General features: G+C 43.4%; 20 protein-coding genes. 9 read left to right on the top strand and 11 right to left on the bottom strand.

The window, feature by feature from the left end:
* A partial coding sequence (locus tag AC1DOV_RS33850; RefSeq protein WP_477552085.1) for a hypothetical protein occupies positions 1-252 on the top strand: 252 nt, incomplete at its 5' end.
* Positions 253-254: 2 nt separating this feature from the next.
* On the opposite strand, the gene AC1DOV_RS33845 is transcribed toward AC1DOV_RS33850, so the two are convergent.
* Entirely contained in the window at positions 255-1,202 is a 948-nt protein-coding gene (locus AC1DOV_RS33845; RefSeq protein ID WP_477510047.1) for a helix-turn-helix transcriptional regulator, read from the bottom strand.
* A 120-nt stretch (positions 1,203-1,322) separates the two neighbouring features.
* On the opposite strand from AC1DOV_RS33845, the gene AC1DOV_RS33840 reads away from it, so the two are divergent.
* The gene (locus AC1DOV_RS33840) at positions 1,323-1,814 is read left to right on the top strand and encodes a DinB family protein (RefSeq protein ID WP_477510046.1); all 492 of its coding nucleotides are present in this window, start codon (positions 1,323-1,325) and stop codon (positions 1,812-1,814) included.
* Positions 1,815-1,927: 113 nt separating this feature from the next.
* On the opposite strand, the gene AC1DOV_RS33835 is transcribed toward AC1DOV_RS33840, so the two are convergent.
* Positions 1,928-4,846, bottom strand: coding sequence for a family 78 glycoside hydrolase catalytic domain (locus tag AC1DOV_RS33835; RefSeq protein ID WP_477552084.1), 2,919 nt, complete (start codon positions 4,844-4,846; stop codon positions 1,928-1,930).
* Between the two features lie 144 nt (positions 4,847-4,990).
* Here AC1DOV_RS33835 and AC1DOV_RS33830 point away from each other — a divergent pair, with 144 nt between their 5' ends.
* On the top strand, positions 4,991-5,875 hold the full coding sequence (locus AC1DOV_RS33830; protein ID WP_477552083.1) for a helix-turn-helix domain-containing protein: 885 nt from the start codon (positions 4,991-4,993) through the stop codon (positions 5,873-5,875).
* 14 nt (positions 5,876-5,889) lie between these two features.
* Here AC1DOV_RS33830 and AC1DOV_RS33825 read toward each other — a convergent pair whose 3' ends face one another.
* From AC1DOV_RS33825 to AC1DOV_RS33810, 4 genes are read right to left on the bottom strand one after another with little or no spacing between them, the layout of a single operon-like run.
* Entirely contained in the window at positions 5,890-6,657 is a 768-nt protein-coding gene (locus AC1DOV_RS33825) for a spermidine synthase (RefSeq protein ID WP_477552086.1), read from the bottom strand.
* A 17-nt stretch (positions 6,658-6,674) separates the two neighbouring features.
* Positions 6,675-7,130, bottom strand: a complete 456-nt coding sequence (locus AC1DOV_RS33820) for a GNAT family N-acetyltransferase (RefSeq protein WP_477552082.1) — start codon at positions 7,128-7,130, stop codon at positions 6,675-6,677.
* Positions 7,131-7,167: 37 nt separating this feature from the next.
* Positions 7,168-8,067: a copper amine oxidase N-terminal domain-containing protein gene (locus tag AC1DOV_RS33815; protein ID WP_477510042.1), complete on the bottom strand. Its 900-nt coding sequence runs from the start codon at positions 8,065-8,067 to the stop codon at positions 7,168-7,170.
* A gap of 21 nt (positions 8,068-8,088) precedes the next feature.
* A complete protein-coding gene (locus tag AC1DOV_RS33810; protein WP_477552081.1) occupies positions 8,089-9,129 on the bottom strand; it encodes a YhfM domain-containing protein in 1,041 nt (346 codons plus the stop codon).
* Positions 9,130-9,264: 135 nt separating this feature from the next.
* Here AC1DOV_RS33810 and AC1DOV_RS33805 point away from each other — a divergent pair, with 135 nt between their 5' ends.
* A complete protein-coding gene (locus AC1DOV_RS33805; protein ID WP_430060693.1) occupies positions 9,265-9,933 on the top strand; it encodes an AlkZ-related protein in 669 nt (222 codons plus the stop codon).
* A gap of 368 nt (positions 9,934-10,301) precedes the next feature.
* On the opposite strand, the gene AC1DOV_RS33800 is transcribed toward AC1DOV_RS33805, so the two are convergent.
* Positions 10,302-10,502 (bottom strand): DUF2197 domain-containing protein, encoded by a 201-nt coding sequence (locus AC1DOV_RS33800; RefSeq protein ID WP_430060690.1) that lies wholly within the window; start codon positions 10,500-10,502, stop codon positions 10,302-10,304.
* Positions 10,503-10,756: 254 nt separating this feature from the next.
* Between AC1DOV_RS33800 and AC1DOV_RS33795 the strand changes: the two genes are divergently transcribed.
* The gene (locus AC1DOV_RS33795; RefSeq protein ID WP_477552080.1) at positions 10,757-11,533 is read left to right on the top strand and encodes a class I SAM-dependent methyltransferase; all 777 of its coding nucleotides are present in this window, start codon (positions 10,757-10,759) and stop codon (positions 11,531-11,533) included.
* Positions 11,534-11,597: 64 nt separating this feature from the next.
* On the opposite strand, the gene AC1DOV_RS33790 is transcribed toward AC1DOV_RS33795, so the two are convergent.
* From AC1DOV_RS33790 to AC1DOV_RS33780, 3 genes are all read right to left on the bottom strand, one after another.
* Complete coding sequence (locus tag AC1DOV_RS33790) at positions 11,598-13,355, bottom strand: methyl-accepting chemotaxis protein (RefSeq protein WP_477552079.1); 1,758 nt, start codon at positions 13,353-13,355, stop codon at positions 11,598-11,600.
* 130 nt (positions 13,356-13,485) lie between these two features.
* A complete protein-coding gene (locus AC1DOV_RS33785) occupies positions 13,486-14,292 on the bottom strand; it encodes an AAC(3) family N-acetyltransferase (RefSeq protein ID WP_477552078.1) in 807 nt (268 codons plus the stop codon).
* 68 nt (positions 14,293-14,360) lie between these two features.
* Positions 14,361-15,038 (bottom strand): hypothetical protein, encoded by a 678-nt coding sequence (locus tag AC1DOV_RS33780; RefSeq protein WP_477552077.1) that lies wholly within the window; start codon positions 15,036-15,038, stop codon positions 14,361-14,363.
* A 184-nt stretch (positions 15,039-15,222) separates the two neighbouring features.
* Here AC1DOV_RS33780 and AC1DOV_RS33775 point away from each other — a divergent pair, with 184 nt between their 5' ends.
* The 4 genes from AC1DOV_RS33775 (at position 15,223) to AC1DOV_RS33760 (ending at position 19,883) form a co-directional block, all read left to right on the top strand.
* Positions 15,223-16,179 carry a carbohydrate ABC transporter permease gene (locus AC1DOV_RS33775; protein ID WP_477552076.1) on the top strand — a complete coding sequence of 319 codons (957 nt, stop codon included), beginning with the start codon at positions 15,223-15,225 and terminating at the stop codon, positions 16,177-16,179.
* Complete coding sequence (locus AC1DOV_RS33770) at positions 16,176-17,006, top strand: carbohydrate ABC transporter permease (RefSeq protein WP_076270407.1); 831 nt, start codon at positions 16,176-16,178, stop codon at positions 17,004-17,006. The genes AC1DOV_RS33775 and AC1DOV_RS33770 overlap by 4 nt, the downstream gene beginning before the upstream one ends.
* Positions 17,007-17,088: 82 nt before the next feature.
* Complete coding sequence (locus tag AC1DOV_RS33765) at positions 17,089-18,483, top strand: ABC transporter substrate-binding protein (protein WP_477552075.1); 1,395 nt, start codon at positions 17,089-17,091, stop codon at positions 18,481-18,483.
* Between the two features lie 335 nt (positions 18,484-18,818).
* Complete coding sequence (locus AC1DOV_RS33760) at positions 18,819-19,883, top strand: ParB/RepB/Spo0J family partition protein (protein WP_477552074.1); 1,065 nt, start codon at positions 18,819-18,821, stop codon at positions 19,881-19,883.
* A 90-nt stretch (positions 19,884-19,973) separates the two neighbouring features.
* On the opposite strand, the gene AC1DOV_RS33755 is transcribed toward AC1DOV_RS33760, so the two are convergent.
* Positions 19,974-20,086, bottom strand: a 113-nt coding sequence (locus AC1DOV_RS33755) for an IS3 family transposase (RefSeq protein ID WP_477549805.1), incomplete at its 5' end; no start/stop codon positions are given.

Here is a 20,086-nt window from a genome sequence, read left to right as displayed (position 1 = left end):
AGGATCAAACTCTCCAAATTGGTGTTTGACTTGCTCATTACTTTTATCGCTATATTTGCTCATCCCGAAGGATTTGCAAGGCAGTTATTACTCGTTGTTCAGTTTTCAAAGAGCAAACTTTTCTATCGTTTGTCTTGCTTGTTTTTCTTTTGTTCCGGTGTGTTTCTTGGCCGGAATAAGAATATACCATGTACTCGCCTACTAATGCAAGTGTTTTTTGAAATTAATTTTATTTTGTTGTTTATCCTTTAACTTCACGCATATTTAGCCATGACTTCAGTTAATATCTTTTTCATGCGATCTATTAGTTCAACCGGTTCCTTAACTGTTGCTTCATTACCTAAACCCATAAAAAACTTCGAATAAAACGAAAGATCAACCTTTCGAATATCGCCATCTATCCAGCCTGTACCATCTTCGCGAATATTCAGCTTGGGCAGCGGCCATAGCTCAGACTCGCAGCGCTGCAAGCCTTCTCTGCTTAATTCAACGTAAAGATTAACATATGTCTCCTGCGTCTGAAAAACCTCATCGCTATTCCCAAGGTTTACATGCCGCAAATCCAGCGCTTCCAAATCAGATGTATCCTCTACAGCGGAGTGAATTCGATCACAACGGAACAACCGCAATTCAGCACGAAGAAAACAGTAAGCGGAACAGTACCATAATCCGTTGCTTGCATATATGCCAATCGGTTGTATTTGACGGCTTGACCGACCTTCTCGTGATTCATATTCGATAACCAACACTTTTTGGTGAATAGCCCCTTCAAGCAAGATCGATAAATAAGGGGATTTCATTTGCCGAGCAGGCGTGAAAAAATCAACACGATTTTTCATTTGATCAATACGATCCCGCACATCACCAGGCATGTAATAATAGAACTTGCTGAGTGCCGAGGATGATTCAGGTTCAAAGGGAAGATATAAATAGTGCCTCAAAGCATGGCTGGCAAAAAATATCGCAACAGCCTCTTCTTCCGTAAAAGCAATCGGAGGCAATATCCTTTCTTTTAATACCTGATACCCGCCATGCGGCCCTACCTCCGAATACAACGGAACGCCCAGCTCACTCAGCTCTTGCAAATCCCTCAATATCGTTCTTGTCGACACTTCAAACTCAACCGCGAGTTCTTTGACGTTGAACTTACGTTTTCTATTAACAGTCATCATCAATTCAATGAGCCGTTTCGATTTTGACATATTGATTCTCCATTCATTTCTTAATTATGACAACTACTGTCACTATTATAAGCTACAATCAGTATTAAGCCCACTAAGGGTGACAACAATACTATAATTAAGAAGAATGGAGTGAAGGCAATGCAATCTCAAACTATTAATGAAGTAAAAGGATTACTGCTGGAGGAATTGGAGCATATCGCGAAAACCTCTTCCAATTTGATTCGCAAAATCTCAACCGATCATTGGTCATACAGACCGCATGACAATATGAGGACGCTGCTGGAGCTTGTCCAACATATCGTATCTATTCCTTCGGTTGATCTGCTCATTCTTCAGGAGAACGATGAAACCGTCATCCGCAAGCTTGAAGCGGATATAGCTGCCGATCAAGACCACGAGAAACTAATTGCTTGGCTCACGACTGGTTTGCATGAAGTCAGAGCTTATATGGAAAGTCTTCCGGATGAGGATTTCCTGCACAAGAAAACAAAACCATTTTATCTAGAACACGGTTCGGTACAGGCAAAATGGCTGATTGAGATTACGACCCATATTCAGCATCATCGGGCGCAGATGTTTACATATTTGAAGATACAAGGCTATGAAGTCAACATGTTCGATCTATACTAAAATAATTCAAATGCATTTTACCGCTCCTATAAAAAAAGCTCTCAACTGTCTACTGACAGCGAGAGCTTTTTTGCATCTTCATTCCATTGAGCGTAATTCAACCGATACTTCTGCTAAAAGATTTTTTTCTCCCGAACGATACCTTCGTATCCTTCTGGTATTTTAACATTCACTTTTACCGATGCCGGGGATTGAATGGAAACCTCAATGATTTTCTCATCGATCACTTTCCACGATACATCGATTTGCCCTGCATCGGAGAGAGGAACGCTGCCCTTCGCCCAAGTAAGACCGCAAGGATTAGGACTAATTTCGACCTCCGTCCAGCCCATTGCTGTACTGCGAATGCCAAGCACCTCGCGTCCAAGGAAATAAGCTGGCGCTGCCGACCAAGCATGACAATGACTTCTAGTCAGCATATTCGGATTCGCTCTATTTTCCGAGAAGTTCGGATACATCTCCCAGCAAGTTGTCGCGTCATGCTCGATCATTTGCCCGTAATTGCGACGGATGTCTTCAACAATCGTAGAATACTGTCCCGATGCTGACAATGCTTCATAATAGAAGAAAGACATGAATGGACTGCCGATTTGAACAAAATGGGAAGGCGATTCCAGCAAATACTTCTCCATAATGCTTCTACGTTCTCCTTGCGCAACGTCTGTCAAATAAGCGACCACCTGTGTTTGCACGGAGAAGATGTCTGATCTGCGTCCATCCACATGGATACAATCCAAGTAGGCAGACTGTTCCTCGGACCACAAATACTGATTAATCGCCGCTTGAAGATCATCGGCTGCTGCCGCAAAACGTGAGCGCCCTTCCTCATCACCGGAAAAACCAGCCATCTCAGAGGCAACTCGCAGCGTCTTCACTAAGAAGCAGTTCTGATGTGTGACAATGCCATCGTTAGGCTGATCAATCGGCGACCAGTCGAGCAGGTTCCAGCCCTTAATAGCGAGCAATCCATCCTCATTGATTTCCTTCAAATAATGCTCTAGCGTAAAACGGATATGCGGATACATCTCTTGGGCAAAATGAAGATCTGCTGTTTGCTCAACATATTCACGGCATGCAATAGCCCAGAAAAAGGTCCAGTTCGGAATAACGCTGCTCCAACCGCTCGGAACCTGATCTGCGTATAAAGGCGTTTGATCCTTCGATCCCGGTACAAGACGCAAGCAGCGTTTAACCATATCATTTACGCCGAATAAGTAATTGCTGACCAGCGCTTCATTGCGGCTATCCCCCACCCAGAAAACTTGCTCATAGGCTGGGCAATCCACAAAAGTATCTTCCATGCATAGCTTCGTCGTATGGCGGCTAATCTCCCATATGTCGTTCAATAAAGGATCTGAGCTTTGGAATCTACCGATTTCTGCTACAGGATAATGGCTTGCTATATAATGAACATTTTGTATTTTGACCGGCGTATTCGCATTTCGGACAGTCAGCATCAAGTACCGCAGGCCTCTGCGAATTGGAGAGACATGAATCTGTCTTCCTTCTTTACATACATAGCGCACAGTATTGTCCAGTCCAAACGTATCTTGGCGATAATCCTCTGTCATATACTCAAATCCGTAAAAATCTAAAATAGCACCCGCTTCTGCCTCAACCTCAAATGATAGATAACCCGTAAGCTCCTTGCCGAAATCAATAATAATTTCTGTATCTAGACCTGGATACATCGGAATAACTCCCGGCGATGCGTTCGGAATAACAAGATTTTGCAAAGCCACCGGAATAACATGCGGAGTGCTTTCCTTCTTCCACACAGAGAGACCGAATACATCCACTTCACTTACGAGACTCTCATCGATAGAACGAATATATGGAGAATACGCATCCAAATCTTGAACGGAAGATACCTTATCTATCACTTGCATATAATACGCATCCTCAAAATCAATCTGTCTCGATTCCTGATGATCCAAATATACGGTACTATCAAAAGGACCAATGCTAATAAAAGCAGATGCTCCCTCTGGCTGTTGCTCAGAAGCTAGTGGTGATCGAACCTCAATCGGAACTTCACTGTAGATGCCCAGGTGCAGCTGACCTGTATGCATGCTTCCACTCACATCAATTAAGAGTAAATGTTCGCCTTTTTGAATTGTCACTTCCGCATAGCGTTCAGGGAGCACTCCCGTGAACTGATCCGAATCCAGCTTCACCCCATTAATTGAGACTGCTCTTACGCACTCACTCGCAAATGGGAACCCAAGTATGATATCCGTGTCTTCTTGGACAGACAGTATGGTAGCCGCATAACCCGTGAAGCCGACAACATTTGCATGGTCCTCACTGCCCTCAACCATTTGATTGCGTATATCAATTGACGTAGAGAAGCTGAAGGACTTAACGCTGCTCAGAGATAAAATGCGGGAAGGATAAACAGGGTACTCTGCTAACAGCGGAATGTCCCGCTCTATTAGCGTCTTCCACGGTCCAGTGCCAACAACGCCTAGTAACGCTGCTTTCTCCCAAGCATCACCACTACCCGCGGCTGTAGTCCAATCGCTGTCCCACGAGCCAGCATCAACATACTCAGAATAACCTTGCTGACAAGACATTCGAGGCGTACGTGTATGATAGCCTTCATGAATAGCTGTGCTCCAAGTATCATCTGACTCAAGCAGCGTTTGCGTTCCCTCTTCACTGCTCCTATCCAACTGCACAAGCAGCCCGCCGCGGCCTCTCAAATAGTAAAAGGTCGATACGCCAAAATGATGTACGAGCACCGCAATCGTATTCGACTGCCCAGGTACCAGCAGATGGCCAATATCGTACACATCATAAAATTGCTCAACCGTCCAAGAGCGTACAGGGCCGCGGCCTACCTGCTTGCCATTAATATAAAGAACATAGCGAGAATCCGCACTAATTCGCAGTGTTGTTTGAGTATTTTGGTCAAAATCATCCGATGATGGTGCAACATCAAAGCTCTTTTTGAAGCAACGCCATTCATTGCGAGGGCTTTCAGCTTCTCCGCCCCAAATCCAATTCGCCTTCCAATTCCAATCCATCATGTTATTCCGTCCCTTCTAAGCGAGTAATCGTATGTTTTCACGTGCATTCTACCTCTAATTATAGTAAAATCATGCTACTCAATTACCCCTGTTTCGGACATTTATTCCCTGAAAAACGACATCGGATGAAAGGAATGAGAGCTGATGACAAGCAAGCATACGCTGCTTTACGAGAGCGAGCAATATTTTCAAAAGAGTAAATTCATCTTCGTAAACCGCGCCGAGGAAGACTTTGATCTGCCGCTGCACAATCATGTTTTTATTGAGCTTGCTTATGTAGCTGAAGGCAAGGGCTTTCATCATATAGGGGATGAGGTCGTCCCCGTTTATAAAGGGATGTTATTTATTTTGCCGCCTGGCATTCCGCATGTCTTTCGTCCTTCAACACCTTCACGCAACAGCTCGCCATTAATTGTATATAATTGCGTCTTCATGCCCTCGCTCCTTCAATCTCAGAAAGACTGGATTGGCGATCAGGAGATCGTTGATTTTCTGGAAACCTGTTTTAATGATGCATCCACTTTCCACTCCTTGTTCGACTCGGATAGTGTTATCGAAGATTTATTTCTCAGCCTGCTGCGTGAATATGAGCTCCCGCGGAGTGGATCATCAGCTTATTTGCTAACGCTGCTAGTGCAGCTGTTTCTATCCGTCTATCGATTAATGAAGGACGCTAAGGAGCTGTTATTAGAAGAGAATTCTTCCGCCCGCTTCCATCATGTGCTGAACTACCTTGAGCAGCATGCGCATGAGAATATCACCATTAGCCAGCTTGCAAATCGCTGCGAGTGGAGCGAACGGCATTTCAGCCGCGTGTTCAAGCAGCATACCGGACAAACCTTCCTGCATTACCTGCAGCATCTGCGCATAAAAAAAAGCTGCGAGCTCCTTAGGAACTCCCAGCTAAAAATTAGCAGCATTGCGGAAGAGGTCGGCTGCAAAAATATCGATGCATTCCTCACCCATTTTAAACGAATTGTCGGCATGACGCCGCGCGAATATCGAAAAATCATACGTGACAATAAATGATCCGTATAGTCGGTTCATCCTTTTCGTTTGTCCGCCATACGATGCCCTTCTTCTAATTCTATTTCGAGGAAACCAGCCATTTCCCGTGATTGAAAGCTGAGCGTTTTGTTACTGCCGACGATGATCATATTACGAGTATCGGCTAGATCTTCTGCAGGCAGAGAGAAGGCTTTCGTATACGGATAGATCTCTTTCAGCGTTGAATAAATTGAATTAATTAATTTATCGTTTTTGACTTTTCCGAAGAGATTCATAATCATCGAACCGCTTGCGTTCAGCTTCTCTTTCGTTAACTCGAAAAATTCCAATGTCGTTAAATGATACGGTGTCCCCTCTTTCGTGAAGGCGTCCAAAATAATATAATCAAAGCCGCCGGACGCCTGATTTTCAAGGATCAGCCGCCCATCTCCAATTACAACATTGTCCTCGCTATAGCTAAAATAAGTTCTGCTCAGCTCTACTACCTTCTCATTGATTTCCGCTATCACAAATCGTTTATCGGAATAGTGTCCGGCGATGGTTCCAATTCCATGACCAATCATAAATACATTTTCGAACGATGGATCGTTATTTTCCATCAGATGTATGATCGCACGCGGATACTCCATGACGACTCGCTTCGGATCCTTCAAATCGATCGCCCCTTGAATCGCATGATTAGAGAATTGCAAGAAGCGATATTTTCCGATTTCCCCAAATAATTGATTGGCTTCATAGACGGTAATCTCTTGAGAGTCAATAAGCTCCTTGGCTAACTGATACAAATCATCAAACTCCTTCAGTACATGTGAGAGCGGAATTAATTTAATGTTTTTTGGAAGGAGGTGAGCGATAGCCGTTCTTCCACTTTAATAACTCCCGTTTCAACATATCCGCTTTGCTTGTAAAGGTTAACCGCAGGGGCGTTTTTAGATCCCGTTGATACGACGATCACGCTTCCGCTGACTCCAACGCTTTCGATGTGTTGAAGCAGCTGCTTTGCGATTCCTTTTCTAAAATGGTTAGGATGGATAATGAGCCGATGAATGTCTATGATGTTATTTTCAAACATGATGGCGATGGCTCCGCATAGCTCATTATTAATATAATAACCATAGAAGTTCTCGCCGCAATTTCGCAGCGTATCAACGGTGTCTTTTAATGGCGGTATCTCATAAAAATCAATGAGCTCTGCTTCTACCCTATAGGATGGAATCTGTATACGCAATACTTCCTCTGCTATCGCAGCATCTGTGATGTCTATTTTTCTAATCAATGTTAATTCCTCTCTAATTCCTTATAGAATCCTTTAATTATTTAATATCTGTTCGTACTTCTCCCTCAATTGGTAAAATGACGACATTAGCAAATTCTTTATTCGTATAACGATCGATAGAACCTAGTTCCGTCTTCTTTCCGTTGCTGTCAATTGTCCCATAATTCAGCCAATCCGCCATAAAGTTATCTAAGAAATAGACGGAATCGCCAAACGGCTTTGGTTCCTTGCCCGCTTCTCCGTTTTTCCCCAATAGATCCTTTTGCCATTTTACTTCACTAATACCGCTATCGTTGATTTCATAATACGTGATTAAACCTCTATATTCCAAGGTATAACGGAGTGCCTCCCCTTGAGGGAAAGTATACACGAAAGTGAAGCCTTCACCATATGGTGCAATATCCATCCCATTGTCAACTCCAGGAGTATGAATCGCTAGCTTTCGCGCTTCTGTAAGATCGCCATTTCTCAGCGTTTTAAACCGCTCTTCACCCGACGGTGTTCTTACAATAATCTGTTTCCCTGTGCTGTCGCTTCCTACTGTTCCGCCAAGTGTTTCCGTAACAAAACGAACTGGAACGTAAGTACGTCCTTTCTTTACGGTAACTGGGGCATCTAAGGGAACTTTTTTCCCATTTACATCAGCTGATTTTAGTCCGTCCTTTAATCGAACAGTCAATTTCCGAGCTGGATTTTGAATCACAATCGTCTTGGTAGCCGTTTCGTAGGAATATTTGAGTTTTTCAGGATCATTAAAGGCTGTGAGCTGCACCATTGTTCTGCCGTTCACGTTGAGCACATCATCTTGGAGCCTGCCATCGATGAACATTTTAATGGTTGCCTTGGGTGCAGATGCCGCCATCGTTGCAGAACCCGCACTAAGTACACCCGCTATTGTTAGTGCAGCTGTCGTTGCTTTTATCCATTTTTTCATCATTAAAACCTCCTGCGAATTTTATTATTGTTGCGATTCCACTTCGCCAACTTTAAAAGCGCCATCCTCCCATTTGTAAACAAAAGTGAGCAGTGGTAGACCGTGTTTCGAGACCACTTCTTCGATGGCATCTCCGTCTACATCCACTTCTTTCGCATGACCCGTGTCTACGAGCAGGAATGGAATAGGTTTACCATCTTTCATTTCAAAATAGTTGTGTATCGGTGCATTTGCCCCAAAGACACCGTCGATTCGAATAAGCGACTTACCATAAAGCTCTAGCTCTTTGACCGATAGAAGCTCATCATTGTTTTGTGAGTGCATGCCTCCGACTGCCCCAAGCTCATAAAGACCAGCTTCAGATTCGAAAGCACCATACACTTGCTCAACGTCGCCCGACTTCGAATAAATACTAATTTTTCCGCCACTAATGTTCTGTTCTTTAATAAGCTGCTCCATTTGAAAGTGATCTACCTTCGCAACCTTCTGATCGTTTTGAACCTTCTCATAGGCAAGCGGCATAACGAACTCACTCTGCTCAGTGAGCTGTGAGTCCTCTTGAATGATTTGGAGTAATTCATTCGTCGCTTCCTTTGTTAATGTAAAGCCTTTATGTGTATCTTTCACATCCATAATAACGCCCTGTTTAGAACTCTCGTTTATCCAAAGGTTGAAGGTGTTTTTCACGATTGGCTGTTTCACCGTAATCGTAAAGATCGGTTTCGACATATTTAAAATCCCTTGCATTTGTACTGCCGTATTTATAGCTCTGACAAAAGCCTCCAGCCTCCTTTGATCCGTGTACACTGACTCAACAGACTTGGCACCCGCTGCTCTGGAAATAGATATTTCTTTCGCATCTGTGATGTTAAATGAAGGACTAGTCTTCTTATCCAATAACCCTGTTAGTTTAGCTTGAACCCGTTGCTGCTCCTGTACATTTGTTGCTTTTGGGCCAACACTTTCGGCTGCACAACCAGCAAGAAGCAGCACCGTAATGACAGCTGAAACGAATGTTCCTTTCACTTTTTCGCCAGTCCTTTCATGAGCAAAAAGCTGTTCCATTTTAACCTCTTCTATAGTGACGCCAGATACTGTAAAAAAGTTACTTTTTTAAATCAAATTTAATAAGTCGATGTATGGAAGGATTAGACAGGAGAAAACTAGAATAAAGGAGTAAACGTTATAAGGAGTGTATATATGAGCATTACTACTTATCCAGAGTTCGTAAAGCTAGTCAGTCAATATAAGATATTTCCATTCTCTGACCTTATCCCTGAGCATCCGTCCCTCACTGCCGTGGTTCCTAGTGACAGCTGGCATACAGAAACTGAGTTTGATCCGTGGATATGGCGGGTTAAAATCGTAAAGGATGAGCATGCGGCATATGGCAAGTTTTTTGGCAGCAAACTAACCTTTATTCACGTTGACTTGTTTCCTCATATCCCGTTCTTGTTATCCCAAGGAAAAAGCGTTGAGGAACGTTATAGCAGCGGGCTTATGTCCCAAGAAGCCAGAAATATTTATCATATTATTAAGGAAGCAGGCAATATCGACTCACGCAATTTACGTAAGGAAAGCCGGCTGACTGCTAAAGAGCAGAAGAAAGACTACGATCGGGCGCTTGTTGATCTTCAAAACTTTGCTGACATTGTGATTACCGGGGCACAGGAAGCTGACTTCGATGGCGGTTGGAGCAGCATGTGCTTTGAAAGCTCAGATCACTGGCTTCAAACCACACTTGGTAAAGAGGCTGTTGCTCACGATAATCTAGCAGAGACCAGAGCTATCGTCAAAGCAGAGCTGAGCGATGTTTGTACGGAGAAAGCTCTTAAATATTTGGATAAAAAGCTTCATCTCAATAAATAAATACGATGTGGCTCGTTGATTACCTCGACTGTGCTTAGGTTCCGTCCTAACGGACATATAAGCCTTTATTTCTCAAAATAAAGGCTAATTTGCTTTCTAACGGACATAGGATCCTCTATTTGCCCAAAATGACCCCAAATTCATTCGAATATCATGAAATAAGAGATCCTATGTCCGTTAGATCGAGAAAAAGGATGATTTACGGCAAATAAGGTCTCTCATGTCCGTTACGTTGAAAGAAGAGATCAAAATTCGTCTTTGAAATGATGGCTAGCACAGGCCTTCACAAAAACTGTACATCGGTCATCATAGATACATAGCACGAGTTATCAAAAAACATTGCTCTGGTCATCATAAAGCATAGACAATTAAGTTATTAATTTGTCATACCCTTTGGGATCAAGGCCTTCTGGCTTAATCTCGCTCATAGCACTTGCTTCTTTTGTTGTTTTGGAATGACACGACTGACAAATATAATACTTCGTTTGTTTTTCAATGAGCTTTCGATATTGAGGATCACTGTGATTAATATCAAATGGTTTTCTGCACAACATACAGTTTACATGCATTCCATAATCACCCTCTCATAGACCAGCATTCATTAATAGTATAAATGAACCCGTTGTAAATAAGAATTTAGAAATATCTTTTTTCTGGAAATATTGACCTATATTTACCTATTGCCTATACTTATAATAACTTTACAAGAAAGCGAGTGGTTATCATGCAAAAACTACATTCCGGTACGTTCATTATTAAGGTGCGTAAGGGATAATCATTACAATCCCTTCCGTAAACATCTAATTATCGGAGGGAATTACGTATGTCGTTTAGTTATTATGGAGAACTTTGTACAGTGGTCTATGATTTATCCAAGAAAACAGGTCAATCTATCGGTGGCGATTTAGAATATTACGAAGATCGACTAAAAGATTGCAAGGGACGTATTCTCGAAGCAATGGCCGGTTCTGGTCGTGTTCTCGTTCCGCTTCTAGAAGCAGGGCTGCAAGTCGATGGTGTTGATTATTCAGCGGAAATGCTCGCATCCTGCCGTCAACGCTGTGAGGAACGCGGGCTCGTTACTGGGCTGTATAAGTCAAATTTGCAACAACTTGATTTGCCTCATCGCTATGAAGCCATCATTATCCCAGGCGGTTCATTCTTATTAATAGAGAACCGAGACGAATCACTTCTGGCTCTAAAAAATTTGTATACTCATCTTGAGCCAGGCGGACGTATCATACTTGACCTGTTCCTGCCTGACAACAATTTCAGTTGTGGGCAATACAGCGGTACGTCGACATTCAACCTGCCGGATGGAGACATCATTACCATGGAAGACAAACTTGTTGAAGCCGACTTATACAATCAATATAAGATTTCATATATTAAATATGAAAAATGGCACAACGGCGCTCTTATCCAAACTGAGCTGCAGCGCTTTGCCTTACGTTGGTACGGTGTCGAAGAGTTTAAGCTAATATTAGAAAACATTGGTTTTTCCGATGTGGTTGTGTCAGCTGATTACAACTATGGCCAAGCCCCATCAAACGGCAAACAAAATTACGTATATGAAGCGATTAAGCCCATAGAAGCTTGAGTAATAAGTAAATATGCAAATAAAAAATAGGCTGCCCGCATTGGCAGCCTATTACTTGCTTAAATCAAACATTTACCTGAGCAATAGCTTGTCTCATATCATTCGTATTAGAGCTTAGCACCACAGACACTTCATGTACTTGCTTCATCATGTCCAGCTGCTGTGCAGTCAGCATTTGAATTTGCTCCGTTTGATCCGATACATCTCTTGCGATATGCGCAATACTGCTTACGGTAGCGGCTACCTCCTCAGAACCAGCTGTTAGCTGCTCCGTCGTCACCGATACCTCCATAATTTGCTCGCTCACAAGTCGGAACGATTCAACAGCATGCAAGAACGATTCGGCTGCTTCACCCGATAAAGAAACTCCGTCTTCAATATCTTTCGAGGCTTTCTCCATCTCTTCGCTAATTTTCCCTGATTCTATTTCAATATTGCCAAGCAGCAATGAAATTTGCTGTACGGAGGAAGCAGAAGCTTCCGCTAGTTTGCTTACTTCTTTTGCTACAACCATAAAGCCTGTTCCATGCTCCCCAGCCCTCGCTGCTTCAATCGAAGCATTTAGTGCTAGAAGCTTGGTTTGGGAAGCAAAATCGCGAACGGAGCCAATGACATGACCGATTTCACCTGTATAGCTCTGCAATTGCCTTGCAATATGCAGTGTCTGACCGGCAGAAGCCGAAATATTTTTGATTTGTGTGTTCAGTTGTATCATCGCTTGTTCGCCCGATTGTGCGATTTCTAGTGACTGTACCGCTGCGCTCGAAACGGTGGACGAAGATTCCGCAATCTTAACGATTCCCTGCGCAATTTCCTCCATCGCAAGTGCGCTGTCGTCTGCACTTTTTTTCTGGGCATGTGCACCCTCGAAAATATGCTGAACTGAACCATTCATCGCCTCGCCCATTTGCAGCATATGATCAGCACTGCTTGCAAAGGATTGTGTTGATGAAACGAGCTGCTCAGACGTCTTTTCCACATTGACAACTACTCCGCGAACTCGCTCATTCAAATGCTCGGACATCGTAAGCATCGCTTTGTATACCGTACCTATTTCATCAACAGATTTGACTGGCTTTGCTCGCAAAATCGCATTCGCTTCCACCAGATCACCTAAAGCCATTTTCTCAGCGCTGGCAGTTACCGTCTCCAGAGGCTGAAGCGAACGGCGGACAAACCAGATGATCGCCCCGATTAAAACAAGCGTGATGACTAGCATCATGATATAGAGTGGGATGCTTTCCTTTATGACACTCTTAGCCAGCTGTTGAAATACAGCTGCATCCGTATCAATGCCAATGGCTCCAACCACAGCGCCACTCTCATCTTTCAAAGGTACATAGGCAGACAAGTAAGAACCATATACCGGGTTTTCAATTAGTGGAGAGCTTGCGTTTCTTCCAGCAAAAATATGTTCAACCGCCGAAGCCGGCATATCTGTTACTTCATTAATTGGGGAAGCTGAACTATCATCTTTAGGCAAACCGTCGATCATAATTCTCGGTTCGCGATTTTCATCAAACCGAACGAAATAGACATATCGCGCGCCTATTTGCGAGCGGAAATAACTAAGTTCCTCACGAATAGACCAGTATAGCTCCGTCTCCTCGGGTTGTTTAAGAAATTCCGTAAATTCACCCGACTCAAGCGTGGCCGCATAACTCTCTGCAATTCGAATATTGTAGCTGTTAATCGCCTCTTCAACTGCAGAATTGGTTTGCACTACTTGTGTTCCTATGTAGCCTCCCGCGATCAATATCATAACTACGGTCATAGCGCATAAAACACGGACAATCAGATGCTTTTTCAATAGCGTTATCATTCGTTCGCTTCCCCTCTGTTCGCTCACTAGCAAGTTATTGCTCTTGAAAGCTTTGCCTGATGATATATGGTTATATTTCTCATCATACCACCGTATTTCGACATTGGGGAAAAATATTACAAAAGGGAAACTAGCGGCCTCTATTAGCTTCCATCCATTTTACTCCGTAATCAACTAAAGCTTTAACTGGCATGAGCAGCGCGTCCGCATTGCCGACCTTTCCTCTGCGAACATGATCCGTTTCTTTCTCAAAACACTCGCCTAAATGATTAAAATCATCCGTATCAAAATCAACGTCGCTTAAAGCAACCCATTTTTTCTCTCCGTCTACAAGCATCGGTGCTTTATTAATCGTTTCTGCTTTATTTGCATACTCAGCTCGATACTCCGCTAGATGAAGAGTAGTGTTTTTATTATGACCAACGCCCAGCAGCAGCACCCAGCCTTCCAAATCATAAAGTCTCGCTAACGGAGACCGTTCACTCAGACTGTATTCCAAGCTGTGATTTGCAGTAATCCTATCCTTCTGGGAGCCCCACGCTGCAAAAGAAACCTGTGGATGATTGCTTCGAACGACACCATTTTGTTTTCTAAAACATTCATTAATAACCCCCATGTCTAAGCAAGGAGTCAGGTCTGTTTCAAAAGCTGGCATTGTATCTCTTATCGGCTGCCACCATGATTCCTTCACTGGCGGATATCGCCAAATTTCAGGATCAGACAAATCAGGCGTATGCGTTGGCATAACAAGTGTACCCTCGCTTGTCAGACATGACTCTATCGCCAAAATCACCGCAGTCGGCCCGCCGGATACAAAACCGCCAAGCGCCTTCATCGAGGTATGCATCATAACCGTCATTCCAGGTTGTATGCCGAGCTTAATCAAATCCGATTTCAACGTTTCCGATGTTAATAAATCCCCTTTTATTTCTTCCATTTTGAGCCCCACCTTAATATGCTTTATCTTTTATCTCATTAAATAAAATCTCTGGCTGCTGCGCAACTCTATTTAGCTTTCAAAAAAGATACTGCATCCTCCAAACGATCTGTTTTTAGCGCTAGTTTTTCAGTATTGAATACTAAAATGATTGGAAATTGCTCGATATTAAACATCTTCTTTATGTCTAGCACGTCGTTTGGATTGTACGCCATCATGCTGTAGCCGCCCTTAAGCATGATGCTTGCTTCTTTCTCGATGTCATTAATATCAAAAGGCTCTCCCTTACCATCCTCGTATATAACTGTCGTTCGGTAGCTGCCTTTTTTGCTTGCCAACAAGCCTGCTCTCTTAAAAAGCTGCTCATTGGACATCGATAAAACAATGAGCTCATCCGGTGTATCCGTAATCTTCTCCGTACGCGAGGGATTTATCTGAACCATCTGCCCTTGCTTCAAGTCCTCCCACTTCAGCTTATCCCCTGCATCATTGTTTATTTTGGTGCTTGGAAGCACGAGGGCTTCATATTCTACGCCCCAATCTTCTATAGCTGGACCCGGCTCATCGCGCTTCGTCCACTCGGAAATATCGAATACGATTTTTTTCTCCTGCTCGTTCAAACCGTTAATAAAACCAATCATTTGGTCATCACGGTAATGACCATACGGCTTACTGCTGCAGCCAGCCAGAAGCATCCCTACTGTCAAAAATAAGATGAGGCCTGCACTCGTCCATCGTTTCATCATACCCCCCCTTTCAACTAATAACGAGCACCACGATTTAAATGTTCCGGTATTTTACAATTCACTAACAGTGCATGCCTATCCTTTAATGCTAGCGATCTACAATTTATTATTAATTTCAAAACATTCCTCGAACATTCGAAATCTACACTAAATGGAGAACATGGATGTGAAAGGATGGTAGGGAATGAACATGCAAGAAGGCAAGCTTACTCTAGCCGCTAAGCGTACACATAGCTCTCGCGCTGCTAGTCGACTACTGGCTAAAACGAATCGTTTGAGGGAGAACGCACTTGGTTATTTGTTTTTGGCTCCTTCACTTTTGCTATTTACAGTATTTTTATTTTATCCATTGCTGAAATCAGTCTATTTAAGCTTCCAATTAACAGATCCCAGAGGAAGAGTCGCTGAGTATGTCGGGTTCGATAACTATACACAGCTGTTTTCATCGGAAATGTTCTGGAATAGCCTGACGGTTACAGGCCTATTCACACTATACACCGTTCCTGTCGGCATTGTACTTGGCATCGTTACAGCCGCGCTCACGCATATCAAGCTGCCAGCCATGCGTATTTTTCAATTCATGTTCGCAATGCCGCTCGCGCTGTCCGTAAGTACTGCAGCCGTCATTTGGATGATCCTCTTTCACCCCAGCCTCGGAATGCTGAATTATATCCTATCAACGCTAGGCATTGCCCCCATCCAATGGCTTACCAATCCATCTACAGCTTTATTATCAATATCCATGATGACCATCTGGATGCAATCGGGCTTCAATTACATTATCGTGCTGAGCGGTCTCCAGAGCATTCCGGATGACATGATCGAAAGCGCAAAGATTGACGGTGCAGGCCCATTCCGTGCATTTTTGCAAATCGTACTCCCGCTTCTGTCGCCTACTCTATTTTTCCTAGCTGTTATCTCGATCATCGGCTCCTTTCAATCCTTTGGACAAATCCATCTTCTAACCAAAGGCGGACCTGCCGGTTCAACAGAGGTATTCGTATATTCTATCTATAAAGAAGCGTTCATTAACTACCAATTCGGAACAGGAAGCGCCTTGTCGTTAGTCCTATTCTTTATCATTCTTATTTTGACGATTATCCAGTTTGTGTTTGTAGAAAAGAAGGTGTATTACCAATGATCGGATTAAAGCCATTTTTACGCCGCTCTAGTGTGTACTTGCTGCTCTCATTGCTTTCCATTGCCATGCTGTTCCCTTTGATTTACACATTTCTACAGGCATTGATGACACCTGAGCAGTCTCTTCAATTTCCGCCTGACTTGTTTCCCGATAGCGTGTATTTGGGCAGCATCTCTGCCGTATTTGAGCTTATTCCCGTTGGTGCGTTCATAGCGAACAGCTTTCTTATCGCGACCATTATTATGGTTGGACAAGTTTTTATCGCGAGCATGGCTGCTTACGCCTTTGTATATATCCGTTTTCCAGGCAAAAAATATTGGTTTTCCTTATTCCTCTCCACCATGATGATTCCGTGGGAAGTCACCATTATCCCCAATTATTTGACGGTAAAATCATGGGGATGGCTGGATTCCTATCAAGGATTGACGATTCCTTTTCTCGCGTCTGCGTTTGGCGTGTTTCTTCTGCGGCAATATTTCTTACAGCTTCCTCGCGAGCTTTTTGAAGCAGCAAAGATAGATGGCAGCGGGCATATCCGCCACTTCTTAGTTATCGTACTGCCACTTTCACGTCCTGCCATAGCTTCATTATCTGTCTATGTGTTTCTGAATTCGTGGAATATGTACCTTTGGCCCCTGCTCATAACGAACAGCGATAAGATGCGAACGGTACAGATCGGCATTAGCATGCTGCAGTTCGAAGAAATGACAAGCTGGAACATCGTTTTAGCCGGCGTAGCTATTGTACTGCTGCCTTCCTTATTACTGCTCATTGTTGGATTAAAGCAGCTCGTACGAGGGATTACTGCTGGTGCTGTAAAAGGATAATGAATGAGGTGGCTCCGTCTTCATAGACGTTTCCATAAATGTACTGTAAACAAAAAAAGTAGTAGAGAGGGAGAGAAAAAGAATGAAAGCAAGGTTTAGGTCTGGTTTGACGATTATGATGGCGGTAATGTTGTTTGTAGTCACAGCCTGCGGAGGCAACAACTCTGGGAACAAAGGCAATGCAGAGGCGCCTTCTGCTACGAACTCAACTGAAGCTTCAGCAGCTCCTACCGAAACGGCAAAAGAACCTGTTAAAGTTGTTTGGTGGCACTCCATGGGCGGAGAACTTGGCAAAGCAGTAACCCAGCTCGTTACAGACTACAACGCTTCTCAAAAGGATGTAGTCGTTGAAGAAGTGTTTCAAGGAACCTATGACGAGAGTTTAAATAAAATGAAAGCATCGATGGATTCCAAATCTGGACCATCACTCATTCAAGTATACGAAATCGGTTCAAGATTCATGATCGACTCTAAAGCAACTACACCTGTTCAAACTTTTGTAGATGCAGAAAATTATGACCTTTCTCAGCTAGAAGAAAATATTACAAATTACTATACATTTGACGGCAAGCTTCACTCCATGCCTTTTAACACATCAAACCCAATTTTGTATTACAACAAAGATTTGTTCAAGGCTGCTGGACTTGATCCAGAAAAAGCGCCAGCAACTTTCGAAGCGGTGAAGGAAGCTGCTGCTAAGCTTACGCAAAATGGCCAAACAGGTGCTTCATTCGCTATTTATGGCTGGTTCATGGAGCAATTGTTTGCAAACCAAGGCGTAGAATATTTGAATAATGGCAACGGACGTACAGCTTCCGCTACAGAATCGCAATTGAATAACGAGACTGGTGTTAAAACATTGTCATGGTGGAAGGATCTTGTTGACAGCAAATCAGCACTTAACCTGGGACGTAAAACAGATGATACGAAAAAAGCATTCGCAGCTGGCCAAATCGCTATGACCTTAGATTCTACTGCTTCGCTTCGCGGAATTGTAGATTCAGTGGCTGGTAAATTTGAAGTAGGTACTGGCTTCCTGCCTAAACCTGCCGATGCGAAGGATGGCGGTGTTGTCGTTGGCGGAGCAAGCTTGTGGATTCTGAATAACAAGCCCGAAGCTGAACAAAAAGCAGCATGGGATTTCATCAAGTTTTTAGCTAAGCCGGAAACACAAGCTTATTGGCACATCAACACTGGTTACTTCCCAATTACTAAAAAAGCTTATGACGAAAAAATCGTTGCCGATAATCTAGCAAAATATCCACAGTTCCAAACAGCAGTTGATCAACTGCACGCTTCTATCCCTTCCCCTGCTTCGCAAGGCGCAGTGATGGGCGTATTCCCTGAAGCGCGTCAGCTTGTTGAAACGGCGATTGAAGAAGCATTAACTGGCGTAAAAGAACCACAAAAAGCGCTTGATGATGCTGCTAAAGCGATCACTGAAAAAATTGCAAACTATAATAAAACAGTTAAATAATTTGTGAGCCTAAGCCAAGCCTCGTTCACGGGGTTTGGCTTTTTTTGTCCATTCTCCCCCTCCATATCGGTACCCTCTGCCAAGCTAGTGTCGCTAATTCGTGCCATCTGCTATAATTAATCAGAACACTTGTTTGTCCAAATTGATGAGACTTCTCTCGGAAGAACCAGCATCATTTCATTGAAAATGTTATCTTGCAACCATTCCTAACAAAAGATCCGATATAATAGAGGAAGCCATTATCATAATCGGACGCTCAATACTTTTACATAACAGACGAACGAAGAACAAATGACGCCATGCGTTCTAGTAAACAAAAAATTAAGGAGAGACCTATGGATATCATTGAAATTGTTACTGATTTAATTGATGAGGATACCGATCAGCCGAGGTACCAGTTTGACGAAGAAGCGCTGCAAGAATTAATGAGAAGCATAGAAGAAATAGGCCTGCTCTCACCGATTAAAGTAAGAACAACAAGCAACGGACGTTATAAAATCATTTATGGGAACCGCCGCTATAAGGCGAGCAAAATGCTCGGACGGCCAACGATTCCTTGTATCGTCTCAACCGTAACGGACGAGATGGAAATATATTTGGAGCAAATAGCGGAAAATTTGACGCGCGAAGGCTTCTCTCCGATCGAAGAGGCCGAGGCGTTCAATAAACTCTTGAACGATTCGAAGTTCAAGAGCTCCACCAAATTTTTGTCCGGTAAGCTGGGCAAACCTGAATCGTATATCAAAAACAAATGTGAGCTGCTGAAGTTTGGCAATGCCGTAAAGAAGCTGATCGTTGGCGGCACTGAGATTAGGAAGGATAAGCTAACCGAGGATCAACTGCTCCCCCTAAAGGATCTGCCGATCGAGCACCGCGATCCACTAGCGCTGATTGCAGCAAGAGATGAACTGCCAGTAAGCGACGTAAAAAAAATCGCCAAGCTGTTTAAAGATAAAACGATCTCTGACAGCACGAAGGACAAGCTGCTATTTAAATCAGGCGCTGGACTCATCGAAACCTGGTCAACTCATGAGCAGAACAAAGCGGAGCGCGCCAAGCCTGCACCTGTTGCCGAGCCCAAAGCAGCTGTTTCGAAAGTAGAGAAGCAAATCAAACAAGATCAAGCTGATTCTGAACCAGCTCCAAAGACTAGCCAACTACCAGCTTCAGCTGCGTCCATTGAGCTTGCTCTTCATGAGCTGACTGCAGCCCTTCCTTCTCACATGACTTTGTCTTCGGATATCCTTCAATCCATTGAAGCGATTCGAGCGAGCGGGCAAGTTGATTTCATTCAAGGAGTCAGCGCGCTGATCGACCAATTAGAAAAGCATTTGGCAGAATGGAAAGCCGTCCGTGAGCTTGCAAGCGCCAAGCTGCAGGCAGTTGCCACAGCGGATTAAACAACCTACGCATCCTATGTACATCAAAGAACCAGACAAACACTACAAGCGTGTTTGAAGTGACCCCAAAAAGTTAGACAGGTTATTTTATTAGGCGATATTCTGGGAATGAGTCCGGTACAGTACCGGACTCATTCCTTTTAATTTTGTCCTAATACGCTTGTGATTGTAATAATCGATATATTTTGATAGCTCATGCTTAA

The sequence above is a fragment of the Paenibacillus sp. 01T47 genome, assembly GCF_056398245.1.
This window is presented reverse-complemented; position numbering and strand designations above follow the sequence as displayed.